General features: G+C 73.5%; 14 protein-coding genes. 6 read left to right on the forward strand and 8 right to left on the reverse strand.

The features are described from left to right. Positions 1-71 precede the first annotated feature (71 nt). The 4 genes from ABVB68_RS33925 to yczE form a co-directional block, all read right to left on the reverse strand. Positions 72-446, reverse strand: coding sequence for an RNA polymerase-binding protein RbpA (locus ABVB68_RS33925; RefSeq protein ID WP_003977404.1), 375 nt, complete (start codon positions 444-446; stop codon positions 72-74). A gap of 170 nt (positions 447-616) precedes the next feature. Further along, positions 617-820 carry a hypothetical protein gene (locus ABVB68_RS33930; RefSeq protein ID WP_503006483.1) on the reverse strand — a complete coding sequence of 68 codons (204 nt, stop codon included), beginning with the start codon at positions 818-820 and terminating at the stop codon, positions 617-619. A gap of 190 nt (positions 821-1,010) precedes the next feature. Beyond that, positions 1,011-1,787: a glycerophosphodiester phosphodiesterase family protein gene (locus ABVB68_RS33935; protein ID WP_353605042.1), complete on the reverse strand. Its 777-nt coding sequence runs from the start codon at positions 1,785-1,787 to the stop codon at positions 1,011-1,013. Further along, positions 1,784-2,431, reverse strand: a complete 648-nt coding sequence (gene yczE / locus ABVB68_RS33940) for a membrane protein YczE (RefSeq protein WP_353605065.1) — start codon at positions 2,429-2,431, stop codon at positions 1,784-1,786. The genes ABVB68_RS33935 and yczE overlap by 4 nt, the downstream gene beginning before the upstream one ends. Positions 2,432-2,704: 273 nt before the next feature. Between yczE and ABVB68_RS33945 the strand changes: the two genes are divergently transcribed. Next, entirely contained in the window at positions 2,705-4,213 is a 1,509-nt protein-coding gene (locus ABVB68_RS33945) for an SCO1417 family PLP biosynthesis transcription factor (protein ID WP_353605043.1), read from the forward strand. A gap of 351 nt (positions 4,214-4,564) precedes the next feature. Here ABVB68_RS33945 and ABVB68_RS33950 read toward each other — a convergent pair whose 3' ends face one another. Both ABVB68_RS33950 and ABVB68_RS33955 read right to left on the reverse strand, forming a co-directional pair. Further along, on the reverse strand, positions 4,565-6,217 hold the full coding sequence (locus tag ABVB68_RS33950; RefSeq protein ID WP_353605044.1) for an ABC transporter ATP-binding protein: 1,653 nt from the start codon (positions 6,215-6,217) through the stop codon (positions 4,565-4,567). A gap of 40 nt (positions 6,218-6,257) precedes the next feature. Then, positions 6,258-6,452: a hypothetical protein gene (locus tag ABVB68_RS33955; RefSeq protein WP_161287045.1), complete on the reverse strand. Its 195-nt coding sequence runs from the start codon at positions 6,450-6,452 to the stop codon at positions 6,258-6,260. Between the two features lie 309 nt (positions 6,453-6,761). On the opposite strand from ABVB68_RS33955, the gene ABVB68_RS33960 reads away from it, so the two are divergent. From ABVB68_RS33960 to ABVB68_RS33975, 4 genes are all read left to right on the forward strand, one after another. Then, on the forward strand, positions 6,762-7,154 hold the full coding sequence (locus tag ABVB68_RS33960) for an ankyrin repeat domain-containing protein (RefSeq protein WP_353605066.1): 393 nt from the start codon (positions 6,762-6,764) through the stop codon (positions 7,152-7,154). A gap of 300 nt (positions 7,155-7,454) precedes the next feature. Further along, complete coding sequence (locus ABVB68_RS33965; protein WP_353605045.1) at positions 7,455-8,873, forward strand: HEAT repeat domain-containing protein; 1,419 nt, start codon at positions 7,455-7,457, stop codon at positions 8,871-8,873. Between the two features lie 367 nt (positions 8,874-9,240). Next, positions 9,241-10,368 carry a glycosyltransferase family 4 protein gene (locus tag ABVB68_RS33970; RefSeq protein WP_353605046.1) on the forward strand — a complete coding sequence of 376 codons (1,128 nt, stop codon included), beginning with the start codon at positions 9,241-9,243 and terminating at the stop codon, positions 10,366-10,368. Further along, positions 10,365-11,540, forward strand: coding sequence for a glycosyltransferase (locus ABVB68_RS33975; RefSeq protein ID WP_353605047.1), 1,176 nt, complete (start codon positions 10,365-10,367; stop codon positions 11,538-11,540). The genes ABVB68_RS33970 and ABVB68_RS33975 overlap by 4 nt, the downstream gene beginning before the upstream one ends. 304 nt (positions 11,541-11,844) lie before the next feature. On the opposite strand, the gene ABVB68_RS33980 is transcribed toward ABVB68_RS33975, so the two are convergent. Together ABVB68_RS33980 and ABVB68_RS33985 are read right to left on the reverse strand one after the other, a co-directional pair. Continuing rightward, positions 11,845-12,684, reverse strand: coding sequence for a putative hydro-lyase (locus ABVB68_RS33980; RefSeq protein WP_353605048.1), 840 nt, complete (start codon positions 12,682-12,684; stop codon positions 11,845-11,847). After that, positions 12,681-14,000 (reverse strand): MFS transporter, encoded by a 1,320-nt coding sequence (locus tag ABVB68_RS33985; RefSeq protein WP_353605049.1) that lies wholly within the window; start codon positions 13,998-14,000, stop codon positions 12,681-12,683. The genes ABVB68_RS33980 and ABVB68_RS33985 overlap by 4 nt, the downstream gene beginning before the upstream one ends. Positions 14,001-14,126: 126 nt before the next feature. Here ABVB68_RS33985 and ABVB68_RS33990 point away from each other — a divergent pair, with 126 nt between their 5' ends. Beyond that, on the forward strand, positions 14,127-14,828 hold the full coding sequence (locus ABVB68_RS33990; RefSeq protein WP_353605050.1) for a GntR family transcriptional regulator: 702 nt from the start codon (positions 14,127-14,129) through the stop codon (positions 14,826-14,828). Positions 14,829-14,857: the final 29 nt, after the last annotated feature.

Genomic DNA, 14,857 nt, shown 5'->3' on the forward strand with positions numbered 1-14,857 from the left:
CGCCGTACGTGGATCACGTACGGCGCCCGCGGTCGAATTCGTGCGCTGTGTCTCCGCCCAGCCCTGGGGGACTAGGCGGACTTGCGGCTGTCCCGGGGATGAACCGCGATGTTCATCGCTCCCGAACGCAGGACCGCCAGGCGCTCCTCGAGGACCTCTTCGAGTTCCTCGCGGGTACGCCGCTCCATCAGCATGTCCCAGTGGGTACGCGCAGGCTTGGCCTTCTTCTCCTCAGGGCCGTCGCCGTCGACGAGGAGTGCCTGGGCCCCGCAGACCTTGCACTCCCACTCCGGCGGGATCTCCGCCTCGACCGAGAAGGGCATCTCGAAACGGTGCCCCTTCTCGCATGCGTACTCCACGGCCTGGCGCGGGGCCAGGTCGATACCGCGGTCCGTCTCGTAGCTGGTCACTACGAGGCGCGTACCGCGAAGAGCTCGCTCACTCATGAATCGTGCCTCCCGGGCTTGTCGCCCACAGGACAGGTGTCGCTGTCGTCGTCATCCGGTCAACGTCCGGTCGGCGGTAAAGATTCCCGTTCCGAGTCCCGTTCCGGGTCGTGCGTCGCCGTCGTAGCCGCCCCTTGTTCTACCCACAGGCGCCCGGTTTGTCACATCTGCTAGCAGATGTCACCCAGCGTTTCGGCATCTTTGACGCGCAGTAACGGTACGCCTGGCAGGCCAAACGCGTACACTACCGCCCTTTCGTGTTGAACGCTAAATCCGCGCTGGATCCTTTCCGGAAGGGGATTGCCGGCCTCGCCGATCACCCGCCGAACCGGTACCCGGGTGAGCAGGACGAAGCCGATCGCGAAGAAGGCCACCAGCGGAACTCGTGAAGCAGACCGGGCACGCCCAGTCGTGGAAGTACCAGCCGCGCCGCTCGCTTCCGAGGTGCCTTCCACCGCCGGTGCCCGCACAGTGCCGGCCATCCGTACCCCCGCGTCCCGCTCGGCCGCCGTACCCTCCGCTTCCCGCCCGGCCGTGAAAGCTCGGGCTCCGGCGGCCCGGCGGTCAGACCCAGACGCCGCGGTCCTCCATGACCTTGCGCAGCATGTCGATGTGATCGGTCATGATGCCGTCGACCCCGAGGTCCAGGAGCCGGTGCATCCGCTCGGGCTCGTTGATCGTCCACACGTGCACCTGAAGCCCGCGCGCGTGGGCTGCGCGGACGAAGCGGTGGTCCACCACGGGGACGCCGGAGTGCACCTCGGGCACCTGTGCGGCGACGGCGGACCGGCGCACCGCGGCCGGCAGCCCCCAGGACGACAGCCGCAGTCCGAGCACTCCGCGGGTGCCGAAGGAGGTGGCCAGCCGCGGCCCCGCGAGCCGCTGGGCCCGCAGCACGCGCGCCTCGGAGAAGGAGCCCACGCCGACCCGGTCCCAGGCGTTCGCGCGCTCGATCAGAGCGAGCAGCGGGCGCAGGGCGGGTTCCGCCTTGACGTCGACGTTCCAGCGGACCTCGGGGAAGGTCTCCAGCAGCTCCTCGAACAGTGCGATCGGTTCACGGCCGCCCACGCGCGCCTGCCGTACCTCGTCCCACGCCAGGTCGGCGATCCGGCCCGCGCCGTCGGTGACCCGGTCCAGGGTCGCGTCGTGGAACGCGACGAGCCGGCCGTCCCGCGTGGCGTGCACGTCGGTCTCGATGTACCGGTAGCCCAGTTCGACCGCGCGCCGGAACTGCGCCACGGTGTTCTCCAGGCCGTCCGCGGCCCCGCCCCGGTGGGCGAAGGCGATGGGGCCCGGGTGGTCCAGGTAGGGGTGGCGTACGGACGGTGTCGTGAGGCTCACGGACGCAGTATCACTCCTTCCGGTGTCGCCGTGGCAACCACCGTGCTGCCGCCCGGCGCCGCCGGGACGGCGAACACCCGCAGGAACAGCTGGGCCAGCGGGCCGATGGCCACGGCGTACAGCACGGTGCCGGCTCCGATGGTGCCGCCGAGCGCGAATCCGGTGACCACCACCACCACCTCGACCGCCGTCCGCATCAGCCGGATCGAGCGGCCGGTGCGCCGGTGCAGGCCCGTCATCAGTCCGTCACGCGGACCGGGCCCGAAGCGCGTGGCGATGTACAGCCCGGTCGCCGCGCCGTTCAGCGCGATCCCGGCGAGCAGGAGCGGTATCCGCACGGCGAGGGAGCGGACGTCCGGCAGGAGCGCGAGCGTGCCGTCCATGGCGAGACCGACGACGAGGACGTTGGAGACCGTGCCGAGCCCGGGCCGCTGACGCAGCGGGAGCCACAGCAGCAGCACGGCCGCCCCCACGGCGATCGACACCGCCCCGATGGACAGCCCCGTGAGTTGCGAGAGCCCCTGGTGCAGCACGTCCCAGGGCGACAGGCCCAGCCCCGCCGCCACGAGCAGCGCGCAACTCGCGCCGTACAGCGCGAGCCCGGCGTACAGCTGGATCAGCCGTCGTCCGAGCCGGACCGGGATGCGCCGTCCGGGGCGGGCCGGTGTGCGTCGCCCGGGGCGAACCGGGGGGCGCCGCCGTAGGACGACCCGGATGCGCCGTCCGGAGCGGACCGGATCTCCTGGTCCGGAGTGGACCGGATCTCCGGGTCCGGAGTGGACCGGATCGCGTTGTCCGGAGCGGACCGGACTGGACATGAATCCCCCTGGGTGGTGGCGGTGGCCTGACACATGACACTCTGTGGCCTGGGACGAACCGTCATCCATGGCCAATTCTGGGAAGGTGGACTGATCTTCATGGCGCAGTGGACCTCGGCAGTGGGGGCGGCGCAGCTCGGCCGGCTCCTCACCTCCCAGCAGGACCGGCCCGCCGGCCCCGGCACCCGCCGCCCGCCCGCCTACCGCGCCCTCGCCGACGGCATCCGGCTGCTGGTCCTCGAGGGGCGCGTGCCGGTGGCGGCCCGCCTCCCCGCCGAACGGGAACTCGCCCTGTCCCTGTCCGTCAGCCGCACCACCGTCGCGACCGCCTACGAGGCGCTGCGCAGCGAGGGCTTCCTGGAGTCCCGGCGCGGGGCGGGCAGCTGGACCGCCGTCCCCGCCGGCAATCCGCTGCCCGCCCGCGGCCTGGAGCCCCTGCCTCCCGAGGCCCTCGGCTCGGTCATCGACCTCGGCTGCGCCTCCCTCCCGGCCCCCGAGCCGTGGCTCACCCGGGCCGTCCAGGGCGCCCTGGAGGAACTGCCCCCGTACGCCCATACGCATGGCGACTATCCGGCGGGCCTGCCCGCCCTGCGCTCGATGATCGCCGAGCGCTACACCGCGCGCGGGATCCCCACCATGCCGGAGCAGATCATGGTGACGACCGGCGCGATGGGTGCCATCGACGCGATCTGCCACCTGTTCGCGGGCCGTGGCGAGCGCATCGCCGTGGAGTCCCCGTCGTACGCCAACATCCTGCAGCTGATGCGGGAGGCGGGCGCCCGGCTCGTCCCCGTCGCGATGGGCGAGGGGCTCACGGGCTGGGACCTGGACCGCTGGCGCCAGGTGCTGCGCGAGGCCGCGCCGCGGCTCGCCTACGTGGTCGCCGACTTCCACAACCCCACCGGGGCGCTGGCCGACGAGGACCAGCGGCGCCGGCTGGTGGACGCGGCCCGCTCGGCCGGCACGGTGCTGGTGGCCGACGAGACGATGAGCGAGCTGTGGCTCGACGAGGAGGTCGCCGGCGCCCGCATGCCCCGCCCGGTATGCGGCTTCGATCCGGCGGGCTCCACGGTGATCACGGTCGGCTCGGCCAGCAAGGCGTTCTGGGCGGGCATGCGGATCGGCTGGGTGCGCGCGGCTCCGGACGTCATCCGCAGCCTGGTCGCGGCGCGTGCGTACGCCGACCTCGGCACGCCCGTCCTGGAACAGCTCGCCGTCAACTGGCTCTTCAGCACCGGCGGCTGGCAGCAGGCCGTCGACCTGCGCCGGGCGCAGGCGCGGGAGAACCGCGACGCCCTGGTGACCGCCCTGCACCGGGAGCTGCCCGACTGGGAGTTCGCGGTCCCGCGGGGCGGCCTGACCCTCTGGGTCCGGGCCGGCGGCCTCTCCGGCTCCCGCCTGGCGGAGGCGGGAGAGCGGGTCGGCGTCCGCGTCCCCTCCGGTCCGCGCTTCGGTGTCGACGGTGCCTTCGAGGGATACGTGCGGCTTCCGTTCACCGTGGGGGGAGCGGTGGCGGACGAGGCGGCGGCCCGGCTCGCCGCGGCGGCCCGACTCGTGGAGACGGGTGTGACGGGTGGCACGGAGGGGCCGCGTACGTTCGTGGCGTAGGGCGCGTTGCCGCTGCGGGCCGGTGGGGATGTTCGAGCACTTGCCCGCGCCCCTGAGGGGGCTCGTTCCCGGTCTACGGATGCGGGCCGGTGGGGGGCGTTCGCGCAGTTCCCCGCGCCCCTGAGGGGGGTCGTTCCTGGTCTTCGCGTGCGGGCCGGTGGGGGCGTTCGCGCAGTTCCCCGCGCCCCTGGGGGTGGGGGTGCTCCTCTTTGTCCTGGTGTGGGCCCGTTTGAGGTTTTTGCGCGGTTCCCCGCGCCCTGAAGGGTGTGGGGCTCGCGTAGTTGTCGTGCCGCTCGGGGCTGCGGTGTTCGCGCGGGTCCGCGTGTTCCTGGGGCGGGTGGCCGTATCGGGTCAGGATTCGGCTGCCATGGCTTCCGCGATCGCCGGGGCCGGGTCCAGCGCCGGCTTCGTCAGGGTCGCCGGGGGCGGGGTGTCCGACGGCTCGGGCGGTTGGGCCTGGGCCGGTTCCGCGTCGGCCGGCGTGCTCCGCGGCGGCAGCAGGGCCAGCACCGCCTGCCGGTCGGCATCGCTCGTCGCGTCGTCGTACGGATCAGGCGTACGCGGCACCTGCAGCCGGTGCACCGGACCCGAGCCCAGCACCGCGTACCCGCGGCCCGGCGGCACATGGGCCGGCGGCGTCGTGTGCGGCGGCACCCCGAGCGCCGCCTCCACCTGCCGCGGTGCCGCGGTACCGAGCACCACGCGCGCGCGTGTGTGCTGCCGGACCGCGTCGCTCAGCGCCTCCGCGCCGTCGAACTGCTCGGCCACGACCACGGTCACGTTCACCGCGCGGCCGTGCCGCAACGGCACCTGGAGCAGCGCCTGCGGGTCCTTGCGGCCGTCCGCCGCCGCGAGGTGGGCGAAGACACCCGGACGGTCCAGAAGGATCCACAGCGGACGCCGGGTGTCCTCCGGCGGCGGGTCGCCCGCCTGCCGGGCCAGGTTGACCGCGATGAGCCGCCGCTCGGTCTCCTGCGCGGCCCACTCCAGGCTGGCCAGCGCCCCCGTGAGGGCGCACTCCACGGCCAGCACACCGTCCCGGCCGGTCAGGCACGCGTACTCGCCGGTGCCGCCCCCGTCGACGATCAGGACGTCGCCGTACCGCAGGGCCTGGAGGGCGATGGAGCGCAGCAGGGTCGACGTGCCGCTGCCGGGATGGCCCATGGCCAGCAGGTGCGGCTCGGTGGAACGGACGCCGGTGCGCCAGACGACCGGCGGGATGTCGATCTGTTCCTCCGCGTAGGCGAGGGGAAGCGTGCGCTGGACCTCGCTCGGGTCGGTGAAGCCGAGGACGGTCTCGCCGGGCGAGGTGACGAAGTGCTGGGCGGCGATGTCGGTGGGCAGCGGCGCGAGGACGGTGAGGGTGAGCTGGTTGCCCTCCTCGTCCCACGCGAAGTGGTACTCGCGGCCCCGCCCGGCCTTCGCGGCGAGCAGCTGCTCGATCCGTGCGCGGGCCTCGGGCTCGCCGTCCGGGAAGTAGGCGGGGTAGCGCAGCACGAGGTGGCCGACTCGCCCGCCGTCCTCGAATTCGTGCTCGGTGAAGGCCTTCTGCCACTCCCCGCCGTGCGCGTACAGCGGCGCCGGGTCGTCGGCGCCGGCGAAGTAGGGCACCAGGGCCTCGTACAACGACTGGAGCCGTTCGGCCTGGGACTCGTCGGGCCCTTCGGGCGCCGGCGGGGTCCGGTCGCGGCCCTGCCAGGCCGCCGCCGCCATCACGGTGATGACGGCGAGCAGCGGCCCGTACGGCACCAGTGCCACGACCAGGACCATGGAGGCCGCGAGGAACAGCAGTGGCCCGCGTCTGTCCTTGGGCGTGGCCACCCACTTGCGCCGCCCGGCCGAGGCCAGCCGGCGCAACCCGCGCGTGACGGTGATCAGCGGGTGGAGGACATCGGTGGCGCTGTCGGCCGCCGTCCGGGCCAGCTCCCTGCTCCGGGCGATCTGCATCCGGGCGATCTGGGCGCTGTCTTTGCTCAGAATGCGGGGGAGTGGGCGCCGGGCCACTGCTGTCTCCTGGGGGTGCGTGCGGGCGGGACGGACGGGATCAGAACTTGATACCGCCGAGAAGGCTCGCCAGGCTCTCGCCGCCCGCCTTGATGCTGGGAGCGATGCCGGTGCTGGCGAGATAGAAGCCGAACAGCGCCGAGGTGCACGCGTGCGAGCCCTTGAGCCCGTCCTTCCGGAAGAAGAGGAAGACGATGACGCCGAGCAGCAGCACGCCGGACAGGGAGAGGATCATTTCGGGTCTCCTGGTGTCGAGAGGGGACAGTCACCATGAGTTCTTCCAGGATCACAGGATGTATCCATACGATTAAAGGTGCAACTGGGTGAAAACCGGTTGATTTCCCCCACTCGGCCGAGCCGTTACGACCGGTTTGACCAGGCCTGTTGCCTCCGGCGGGATCTGCTGCTGATCTTTACCTCGGGCACATCGGGTCATGTGCCGCGGGAGCCAGTACGCTGGCGATTCACTCGTACGGCCGCGTTCAGCTCACTGCCGTACGCTCCCTGTCGTCACCGAAGTCCCAAGGAGAGGCGGTTCGTGCCGATGAGTGAAGCCCCCGACCCCGAGGTCGTGGAGCTGGCGACCAAGATCTTCGATCTGGCCCGCCGGGGGCAGACCGAGGCGCTCGTGGCGTACGTCGACGCGGGTGTGCCGGCCAACCTCACCAACGACCGCGGTGACTCCCTGGTGATGCTCGCCGCCTATCACGGCCACGCCGACGCGGTGCGCGAACTGCTCGCGCGTGGCGCGGAGGCGAACCGGGTGAACGACCGGGGCCAGACCCCGCTCGCCGGAGCCGTCTTCAAGGGCGAGACCGAAGTGATCAAGGCCCTCCTGCAGGCCGGGGCCGACCCCTCCGAAGGGACGCCGTCCGCCGTCGACACCGCCCGGATGTTCGGCAAGGCGGAACTCCTGCAGCTGTTCGGCGTCAACTGAACCGACCGCCCTGAGCGGGTGCGGCACACAAAACGGGGGAGGCGGTACAAGGCCGCCGGAAATACGGTCGCGGCAGCACACACCGCGGGTCATCATGACGACGTGATTCACGGACGCGATGGCTGGGCAGGTGTTGCCGCACCGCGCGGGCCGTGATGCGGTCCGCATGGGCCACCGACGAGAGGCAGAGAGAGATGGTCTACAGCAAGCAAGAGACGGCGGGCGCTGCGACGCGGTGTCACGCGGCCAGGTAGTGCGTGTTCCCCGGTTGCGTCGACGCTTGATGTGAGGCTGTTTCCCATGTTCGATCCGGTCATAGCGCCCAGCGGTACGCTGCTCGGGCTGCTCCAGCGCGGCCGTGGCGACGGCACGCTGCACGCGCTCACCGCCCCGCGCGCCGAAGCGCTCGCGGCCCTGAACCACTGTGTGCTGCGCGACCCCCGCCACGACTGGCAGGTGGAGAACCGCTCCCTGTACTACGCCCGGCTCTTCCTCGACCTGAACGGCGAGCTGGACGCCGTCGAGGCGCACCTCTTCGAGGCCGAGGACGTGCTCGACACCGACGAGTCCCGCACCGGCCTCGCCCTGGCCGTCCTCGGGCACCTCGCCTGCTACGGCAGGCGGGACGCGCTCGACCTGCTGCGGCGGTACGCCGCCCACGGCTCCAACTGGGCCTGGGCCCTGGACGAGCTGGCCCTACGGGACGACGACGCCGGCCTGCGCGCCCTCGCCGCCCCCGTCCTGGCCCGGTTCCCCGCCGATCCCGAGGGCGAGGCCGAGCTGGCCGCCGCCGTGCGGGACGCCTTCGAACCGCGGCCCTGGCGGCTGTGGGCCGAGGATCCGCGGGAACCGATCGCCGCCCGGGTGCGTGCCGCCCGGGAGACCGGCTGCTTCGACCGCTGGCAGCGGCAGATGCGGCCCACCGGACCGCGCCCCGGCTGGAGCGTGCGCGCCGTGTTCGAGTGGGCCCATCAGGGCATGGAGCGCGGTGCCGCCCTGCACGTCCCCGCCGCCCGCTGCCTGGTCGCCGTGGCCGGTCCCGAGGACCGGCCCGAGATCGTACGGGCCGCCCGGGACGGCATCGACGGAGCCCGCTGCACGGCACTGCGCTACCTCGCCGACGGCAACGACCCCGACGCCCTCCCCCTGATCGAGGCCGCCGTCGCCGACGGCACGGCGCCTGTCGTGGAGGCGGCCCTGGACGCCTTCGAACGCATGCGCAGCATCGCCGCCGTCAACCGCGCGCGCGGCTGGGCCCAGCGTCCCGACCCGCTCGGCGCCGCCGCCGGACGCGTGCTCGCCTGCCGCGGCGGCATCCAGGACAGCGATCTCGTCCTCGGCGCCCTCCGCGAGGCCGTACGCGGCGAGGGCCCGGACGCAGCCACCCTGTGGACCCTCGTCGACGGCGCCGGACGCCTCGGCATCACCTGCGCGGCTCCCGTGCTGCGTCACGTCTACCGCGAGACGGCCTCCTCCCACCTGCGTGGCCGCACCGCCCGCGCCCTGGCCGCGACCGACCCCTCCTTCGCCACCGGCTTCGCCGTCGAGTGCCTGTGGGACTGCGAGGAGACCACCCGCGAGATCGCCGCCCGGCACGCCGAGACCGGTGACGCCCGGGTCGTGGAACGCCTCCGCCGCCTGGCCGCCGACCCGGCCGAGGAGGACGAGGTGCAGACGGCGGTACGCAGCCGTTTCGGCCCGGACATCGCCGCCGGCTGACCCCTCGCGTGCACCCGGCTGGGGCGGGTGGTTCCGCGCCGGCTGACCCCTCGCGTGCGCCCGGCTGGGGCGGGTGGTTCCGCGCCGGCTGACCCCTCGCGTGCGCCCGGTTCGGGCGGTGGGTCCGTGTCGGCTGGTCCCTCGCGTGCGTCCGGTTCGGGGGGTGGCTCCCCGCCGGCTGGTCCCTCGTGTGCGCCCGGCCCCGTCGGGCGACCGCGCGCCGTGTGAACAGCGGATGGCCCGCGGGTCAGGCGGTCATGACGGCCGCCTGACCCGCTCGGGCGTGCAGCTCAACGCTCATGGGACGTTTCCCGCGCGGAAAGATCGAAGTCGACGCGGCCACGTCCGGTGCGGCGACAACACCCGTATGCGTGTCGTCATCGTGACCGAATCCTTTCCCCCCGATGTGAACGGCGTGGCCCACTGCGCGCTCCAGACCGCCCGGCACCTCGTTGATCGCGGTCACCTCCCGCTCGTCGTCGCGCCGGCCCCGGCACCCGGCAGCGCACCGGACACGGACGCCCCGTGCCCGGTGATCCGCGTCCCCTCCCTCCCCCTCCCCGGCTACCCCCAGGTGCGCGTCGCCCTCCCCAGCCGACGCCTCGCCGCGGCACTCACCGAGCACCGCGCCGACGTCGTCCACCTGGCAAGTCCCTTCGTCCTCGGGGTCCGCGGCATGGCGGCCGCCGCCCGCCTCGGCATCCCCGCCGTCGCCGTCTACCAGACCGACCTCGCCGGCTACGCCCGCACCTACATGGGCGCCGGGGAGGCGGCCGCCTGGCGGCGCATCCGCTCCGTGCACGCCGCCGCCGACCGCACCCTGGCCCCGTCCAGCGCCGCCCTGAACGACCTGGAGGCCCACGGCGTGCCCCGGGTGCGGCTGTGGCCGCGCGGCGTGGACACCGTACGTTTCCGGCCAGCGCACCGCGACGAGGCCCTGCGTCGCGAACTCGCCCCCGACGGCGAGCTGATCGTGGGCTACGTCGGCCGACTCGCCCCCGAGAAGCACGTGCAACTCCTCTCCGGAGTCTGCGGCCTGCCGGGGGTGCGGGTGGTGCTCGTCGGCGACGGCCCCAGCCGGCCGCACCTGACGGAGGCCCTGCCCGGCGCGGTCTTCCTCGGCCGCCGCACCGGCGACGATCTCGCCCGGATCTTCGCCTCGTTCGACGTGTTCGCGCACACCGGCCCCTTCGAGACGTTCTGCCAGACCGTCCAGGAGGCCATGGCCAGCGGTGCCCCGGTCGTCGCTCCGGCCGCCGGCGGCCCGCTCGACCTGGTCGCCCACGGCCGCACCGGCCTGCTCGTCCCGCCGTGCGACGCCGTCGCCGTGCGGGAGGCCGTCCGCGAGCTGGCCGCCGATCCCCGGCGACGTGCCGCGTACGGCGCCACCGCCCGCGCCACGGTCGAGGACCGCACCTGGGCCGCCGTGGGCGACCGGCTCATAGCCCACTACGACGACGTGCTCGCGGTACGCAAGACGGCGGTGGCGGCATGACCGGCCAGTCCCTGCGCATCGTCCGGCTCGCCAACTTCGTCGCCCCGGCCTCCGGCGGCCTGCGCACCGCTCTGCGGGAACTCGGCAAAGGCTTCCGGGCGGCGGGCCACGAACCGGTGCTGGTCGTGCCCGGTGAGCGGTACACCGACCGCGACACCGAGCAGGGCCGGGTCATCACCCTGCCCGGGCCACTGCTGCCCGGCACCGGCGGCTACCGCGTCCTCACCGACAAACGGCGCGTGGCCGCCGTCCTGGAGCGGCTGGCCCCGGACCGGCTGGAGGTCTCCGACCGCACGACCCTGCGCTGGACCGGCCGCTGGGCCCGCCGCGCGCGCGTGCCCGCCGTGATGGTCTCGCACGAGACCGCCGACGGCGTGCTGCGCACCTGGGGCCTGCCCGAGAACCTCTCCCGCCGGGCCGCCGACGCCCTCAACACCCGTACCGCGCACGTCTACGCGCGGGTGGTGTGCACCACGGAGTTCGCCGAGCGCGAGTTCGTGCGCATCGGCGCCCGCAACGTCGTACGCGCCCCCCTGGGCGTGGACCTCCTGGAACGTCATCCCGCGCTGCGCGATCCGGGGCTGCGCGCGGAGCACGCCCGCGTGGATGAGGCGCTGCTCGTGATGTGCTCCCGGCTGTCCGTGGAGAAGCGTCCCGGCATGGCGCTGGACGCCTTGGAGGCACTGCTGCGGCGCGGCCGGCGGGCGGTGCTCGTGGTGGCGGGGGACGGTCCGCTGCGGGTCCGGCTGGCGCAGCGGGCGCGCGAGCGCGGGCTGCCGGTGACGTTCCTGGGCCACGTCGCCGACCGGGCCGTACTCGGTGCGCTGCAGGCGTCCGCCGACGTCTGCCTCGCACCGGGGCCCGCCGAGACCTTCGGGCTCGCCGCCCTGGAGGCCATGGCGTGCGGCACGCCCGTGGTGGCGAGCGCCTCGTCCGCGCTGCCGGAGGTCATCGGGTCCGCCGGGGCGGCCGCGACCGGTCACGGGGAGGCGTTCGCGGACGCCGTGGAACTGCTCCTGGAACGAAGCGAGCCCGAGCGGCGCGAGGCGGCACGCGCGCGTGCCGAGTGCTTCGGCTGGGGAACGGCCGTGGAGGCGTTCCTGGCGGCCCACGACGCCGAGGTGCTGAGCCGCGCGGAGTCCCGGCCCACCGTGCCGGAGGGCGTCGCATGAGACCCGTCCGGTTCGTCCCCTCGGAGAGTCCCCGACCGAGGGCGTGGGCGGCCCCGCCGGCGACGGCCGGCGGTACGCGCGCGTGGTGAGGTCCCGCAGCGCCCCGGCTGTGCACCGGTCGGGTGCCGGCCGGACCGCACCCCGGCCGTGCACCGGTCGGCGGCCGCCGGAGGGTGCCCCGGTCGCCGCGACGGCCGGGGCGCGCGGTCGGGGTGTCACCCGGAGCGCCACGCCGACCGGTGGCAGCCGCCGCGGCGCGGTGCGTTCCCTCGTAGCCCGTGCGGTGCGGTCGGGAGGGCCGGTCTCAGTCGATGCCGACCAGCCGGTACTGCTCGTCGCGGGCGTCCGTCAGGAACATGTGGCCCGGTGCGTGGGTGATGGCGAACGGCGGCCTGGACGCCGTCACCGCCGCCTGCGGGGTCACCCCGCAGGCCCAGAACACCGGGATGTCACCGTCGGCGAGGGTCACCGGGTCGCCGAAGTCGGGCCGGGCGAGGTCCTCGATGCCGAGGGCCGAGGGGTCCCCGCAGTGCACGGGGCCGCCGTGCACGGCCGGCAGCATGCCGCTCTCCCGGATCGCGGCACGGAGGTGCTCGGGCGGCACCGGGCGCATGGACACCACCATCGGTCCGCGCAGCCTGCCCGCCGGCCGGCACGCGCGGCCGGTCACGTACATCGGCACGTTGCGGCCCTGCTCGACGTGGCGGATCGGCACGCCGGCCCGGGCCAGCGCCCACTCGAAGGTGAAGCTGCACCCGAGCAGGAACGACACCAGATCGTCCCGCCAGTACGCGCGCACGTCCGTGGGCTCCTCGACCAGTTCCCCGTCCTGCCACACCCGGTAGCGCGGCAGATCGGTGCGCAGATCGGCGCCCTCGGCGAGGACGGTCGTCACGTCACCGGCGTCGGTGACGTCGAGCACCGGACAGGGCTTGGGGTTGCGCTGGCAGAACAGCAGCGTGTCGTAGGCCCAGTCGGCGGGGACGGCTATCAGGTTGGCCTGCGTGTGGCCCGCCGCGACCCCGGCCGTGGGCCCGGTCAGGCCCTTCCGGAACCGGGCTCGCGCGGTTCCCGGGCTCCACGCGTGCGCGTGCTCGTCGATCGTGGTCACGGGCCGGTCCTCGGTACGGTGCGTCCGCGTCATGCCAGTTCCTTCCCGCGGGTCTCCGGAAGCCCGAGCAGGGCCAGCGCCGCGAGGCCGTAGCCGATCGCACCGAAGACCAGCGCGCCGCCCACGCCCCAGCTGTCCGCGAGGAAGCCCACCAGGGTCGGGAAGACCGCGCCCACCGCGCGGCCCGTGTTGTACGTGAAGCCCTGCCCGGTACCGCGCACCGCCGTCGGGTACAGCTCGCTCAGGTAGGAACCGAAGCCGCTGAAGATGGCCGACATGCAGAAACCGAGCGGGAATCCGAGCACCAGCAGCAGGGTGCCGGCGCCGGACGGGATGTTCGCGTAGGCGAGGGCGCACACGGCCGACAGCAGGCCGAACAGCCAGATGTTGTTCCGCCGGCCGAGCCGGTCGGTGAGGTGGCCGCCGGTCAGGTAGCCGAGGAACGCGCCGGAGATCAGGAAGGTCAGATAGCCGCCGGTGCCGACGACCGACAGGCCGCGCTCGGACTTCAGGTACGTCGGCACCCAGGTGGCCAGGGTGTAGTAGCCGCCCTGCACGCCCGTGGAGAGCAGGCTCGCGAAGACGGTGACGCGCAGCAGGCCCGGGGCACCGGCCCGCCCGGGTCGGAAGACGGCCGTGAACGAGCCACGGTCCGGGTCCTGTTCGCGGGCCGCCGTCGCGGTGGGCGCGTCGTGCACCCGGCGGCGCAGCCACACCACGAGCAGCGCGGGCAGCGCCCCGGTCCAGAACATCACCCGCCAGGCCAGGCCGTCCCCGACGAAGGAGAAGACCAGCGTGTAGACGATCACCGCCAGTGCCCAGCCGACGGCCCAGGAACTCTGGACCGCGCCGAGCGTACGTCCCCGGTGGCGGGCGCTCGCGTACTCGGCCACCAGGATCGCCCCGACCGCCCACTCGCCGCCGAAGCCGAGCCCCTGGAGCGCCCGGAAGACCAGCAGCGTGCCGTAGTCGGGCGCGAAGCCGCAGGCCACGGTGAAGACCGCGTAGGTGATCACCGTGATCATCAGGGCCCGGACCCGGCCGACCCGGTCCGCGACCACGCCCGCCACGGCACCGCCGATCGCGGAGACCACCAGCGTGACGGTGGTGAGCAGGCCGGTCTGGCCGCTGTCCAGACCGAAGTGCGCGGAGAGCGCCACCATGCTGAGCGGCAGGGTGAAGTAGTCGTAGGAGTCCAGTGCGTACCCGCCGAAAGCGCCGGTGAAGGCGCGCCGGCCGTGCGGGCCCAGGGCGTGCAGCCAGCCCAACGCGCCGTCCTCACGGGTGTGTTCGGCTCGCGCGGGTGGGATGCCGGAGGGTGCGGACCGGGGCGGTGGAGTCGTGCTCATGGGCACCTCGCAGAGGGGGACGGAGGGTGCGGGGAAGTGAGCCGTGCGGAGCACCGTAGGGGATCGTTCAACGATCCTTCAATACCCACGTTGTTTCGTTCCGGTGTCTGCGATTGAATTCCGGGCATGGCAGAGCAGCTGGCGGGACTGGCCGACGACCGCGCCCTCCTGGGCCGTACGAGCACGGCCGAGCGGGTGTCCGACATCCTCAGGAGCCGCATCGCCGACGGGTACTTCCCGCCGGGCACCCGGCTCTCGGAGGACAGCATCGGCGGGGCGCTCGGCGTCTCCCGCAACACCCTGCGCGAGGCCTTCCGGCTGCTCACGCACGAACGCCTGCTGGTCCACGAACTCAACCGGGGGGTGTTCGTCCGGGTGCTCACCGTGGAGGACGTCGAGGACATCTACCGCACGCGCTCACTCGTCGAGTGCGCCGTCGTCCGGGGCCTGGGCGAGCCGCCGTATCCGCTCGACGGGCTGGCCGCGGCGGTCGACGAGGGCGACGCGGCCGCCGTCGAGAATGACTGGAAAGCGATGGGCACGGCCAACATCCACTTCCATCAGGAGCTGGTCGCCCTCGCCGGCAGCGAGCGCACCGACGAACTGATGCGCAGCGTCTTCGCCGAGCTGCGGCTGGCCTTCCACATCGCCGACGACCCGCGCCGGCTGCACGAGCCGTACCTCGTCCGCAACCGCCAGCTCCTGGAGACCCTCCGGGCCGGGGACCGCACGGCGGCCGAGCGGCTGCTGGAGACCTACCTGGCGGACTCGCTGGAAGGGGTGGTGGAGGTGTACCGCCGCAGGGTCGGCGAGGACGGCACGCTCTAGTGTCTAGTGTCTAGTGCCTAGTGCCTAGT

Source organism: Streptomyces sp. NPDC096012, from assembly GCF_040426375.1.
In the GTDB taxonomy this organism is placed as follows: Bacteria; Actinomycetota; Actinomycetes; order Streptomycetales; family Streptomycetaceae; genus Streptomyces.

What these genes read in the sequence shown, in the direction of transcription:
- ABVB68_RS33990 (WP_353605050.1), top strand. Translation starts at nt 14,127, where the DNA reads ATGGCAGAGCAGCTGGCGGGACTGGCCGACGACCGCGCCCTCCTGGGC.
- ABVB68_RS33980 (WP_353605048.1), bottom strand. Translation starts at nt 12,684, where the DNA reads ATGACGCGGACGCACCGTACCGAGGACCGGCCCGTGACCACGATCGAC.
- ABVB68_RS33945 (WP_353605043.1), top strand. Translation starts at nt 2,705, where the DNA reads ATGGCGCAGTGGACCTCGGCAGTGGGGGCGGCGCAGCTCGGCCGGCTC.
- ABVB68_RS33965 (WP_353605045.1), top strand. Translation starts at nt 7,455, where the DNA reads ATGTTCGATCCGGTCATAGCGCCCAGCGGTACGCTGCTCGGGCTGCTC.
- ABVB68_RS33985 (WP_353605049.1), bottom strand. Translation starts at nt 14,000, where the DNA reads ATGAGCACGACTCCACCGCCCCGGTCCGCACCCTCCGGCATCCCACCC.
- ABVB68_RS33955 (WP_161287045.1), bottom strand. Translation starts at nt 6,452, where the DNA reads ATGATCCTCTCCCTGTCCGGCGTGCTGCTGCTCGGCGTCATCGTCTTC.
- ABVB68_RS33975 (WP_353605047.1), top strand. Translation starts at nt 10,365, where the DNA reads ATGACCGGCCAGTCCCTGCGCATCGTCCGGCTCGCCAACTTCGTCGCC.
- ABVB68_RS33925 (WP_003977404.1), bottom strand. Translation starts at nt 446, where the DNA reads ATGAGTGAGCGAGCTCTTCGCGGTACGCGCCTCGTAGTGACCAGCTAC.
- ABVB68_RS33970 (WP_353605046.1), top strand. Translation starts at nt 9,241, where the DNA reads ATGCGTGTCGTCATCGTGACCGAATCCTTTCCCCCCGATGTGAACGGC.
- ABVB68_RS33960 (WP_353605066.1), top strand. Translation starts at nt 6,762, where the DNA reads ATGAGTGAAGCCCCCGACCCCGAGGTCGTGGAGCTGGCGACCAAGATC.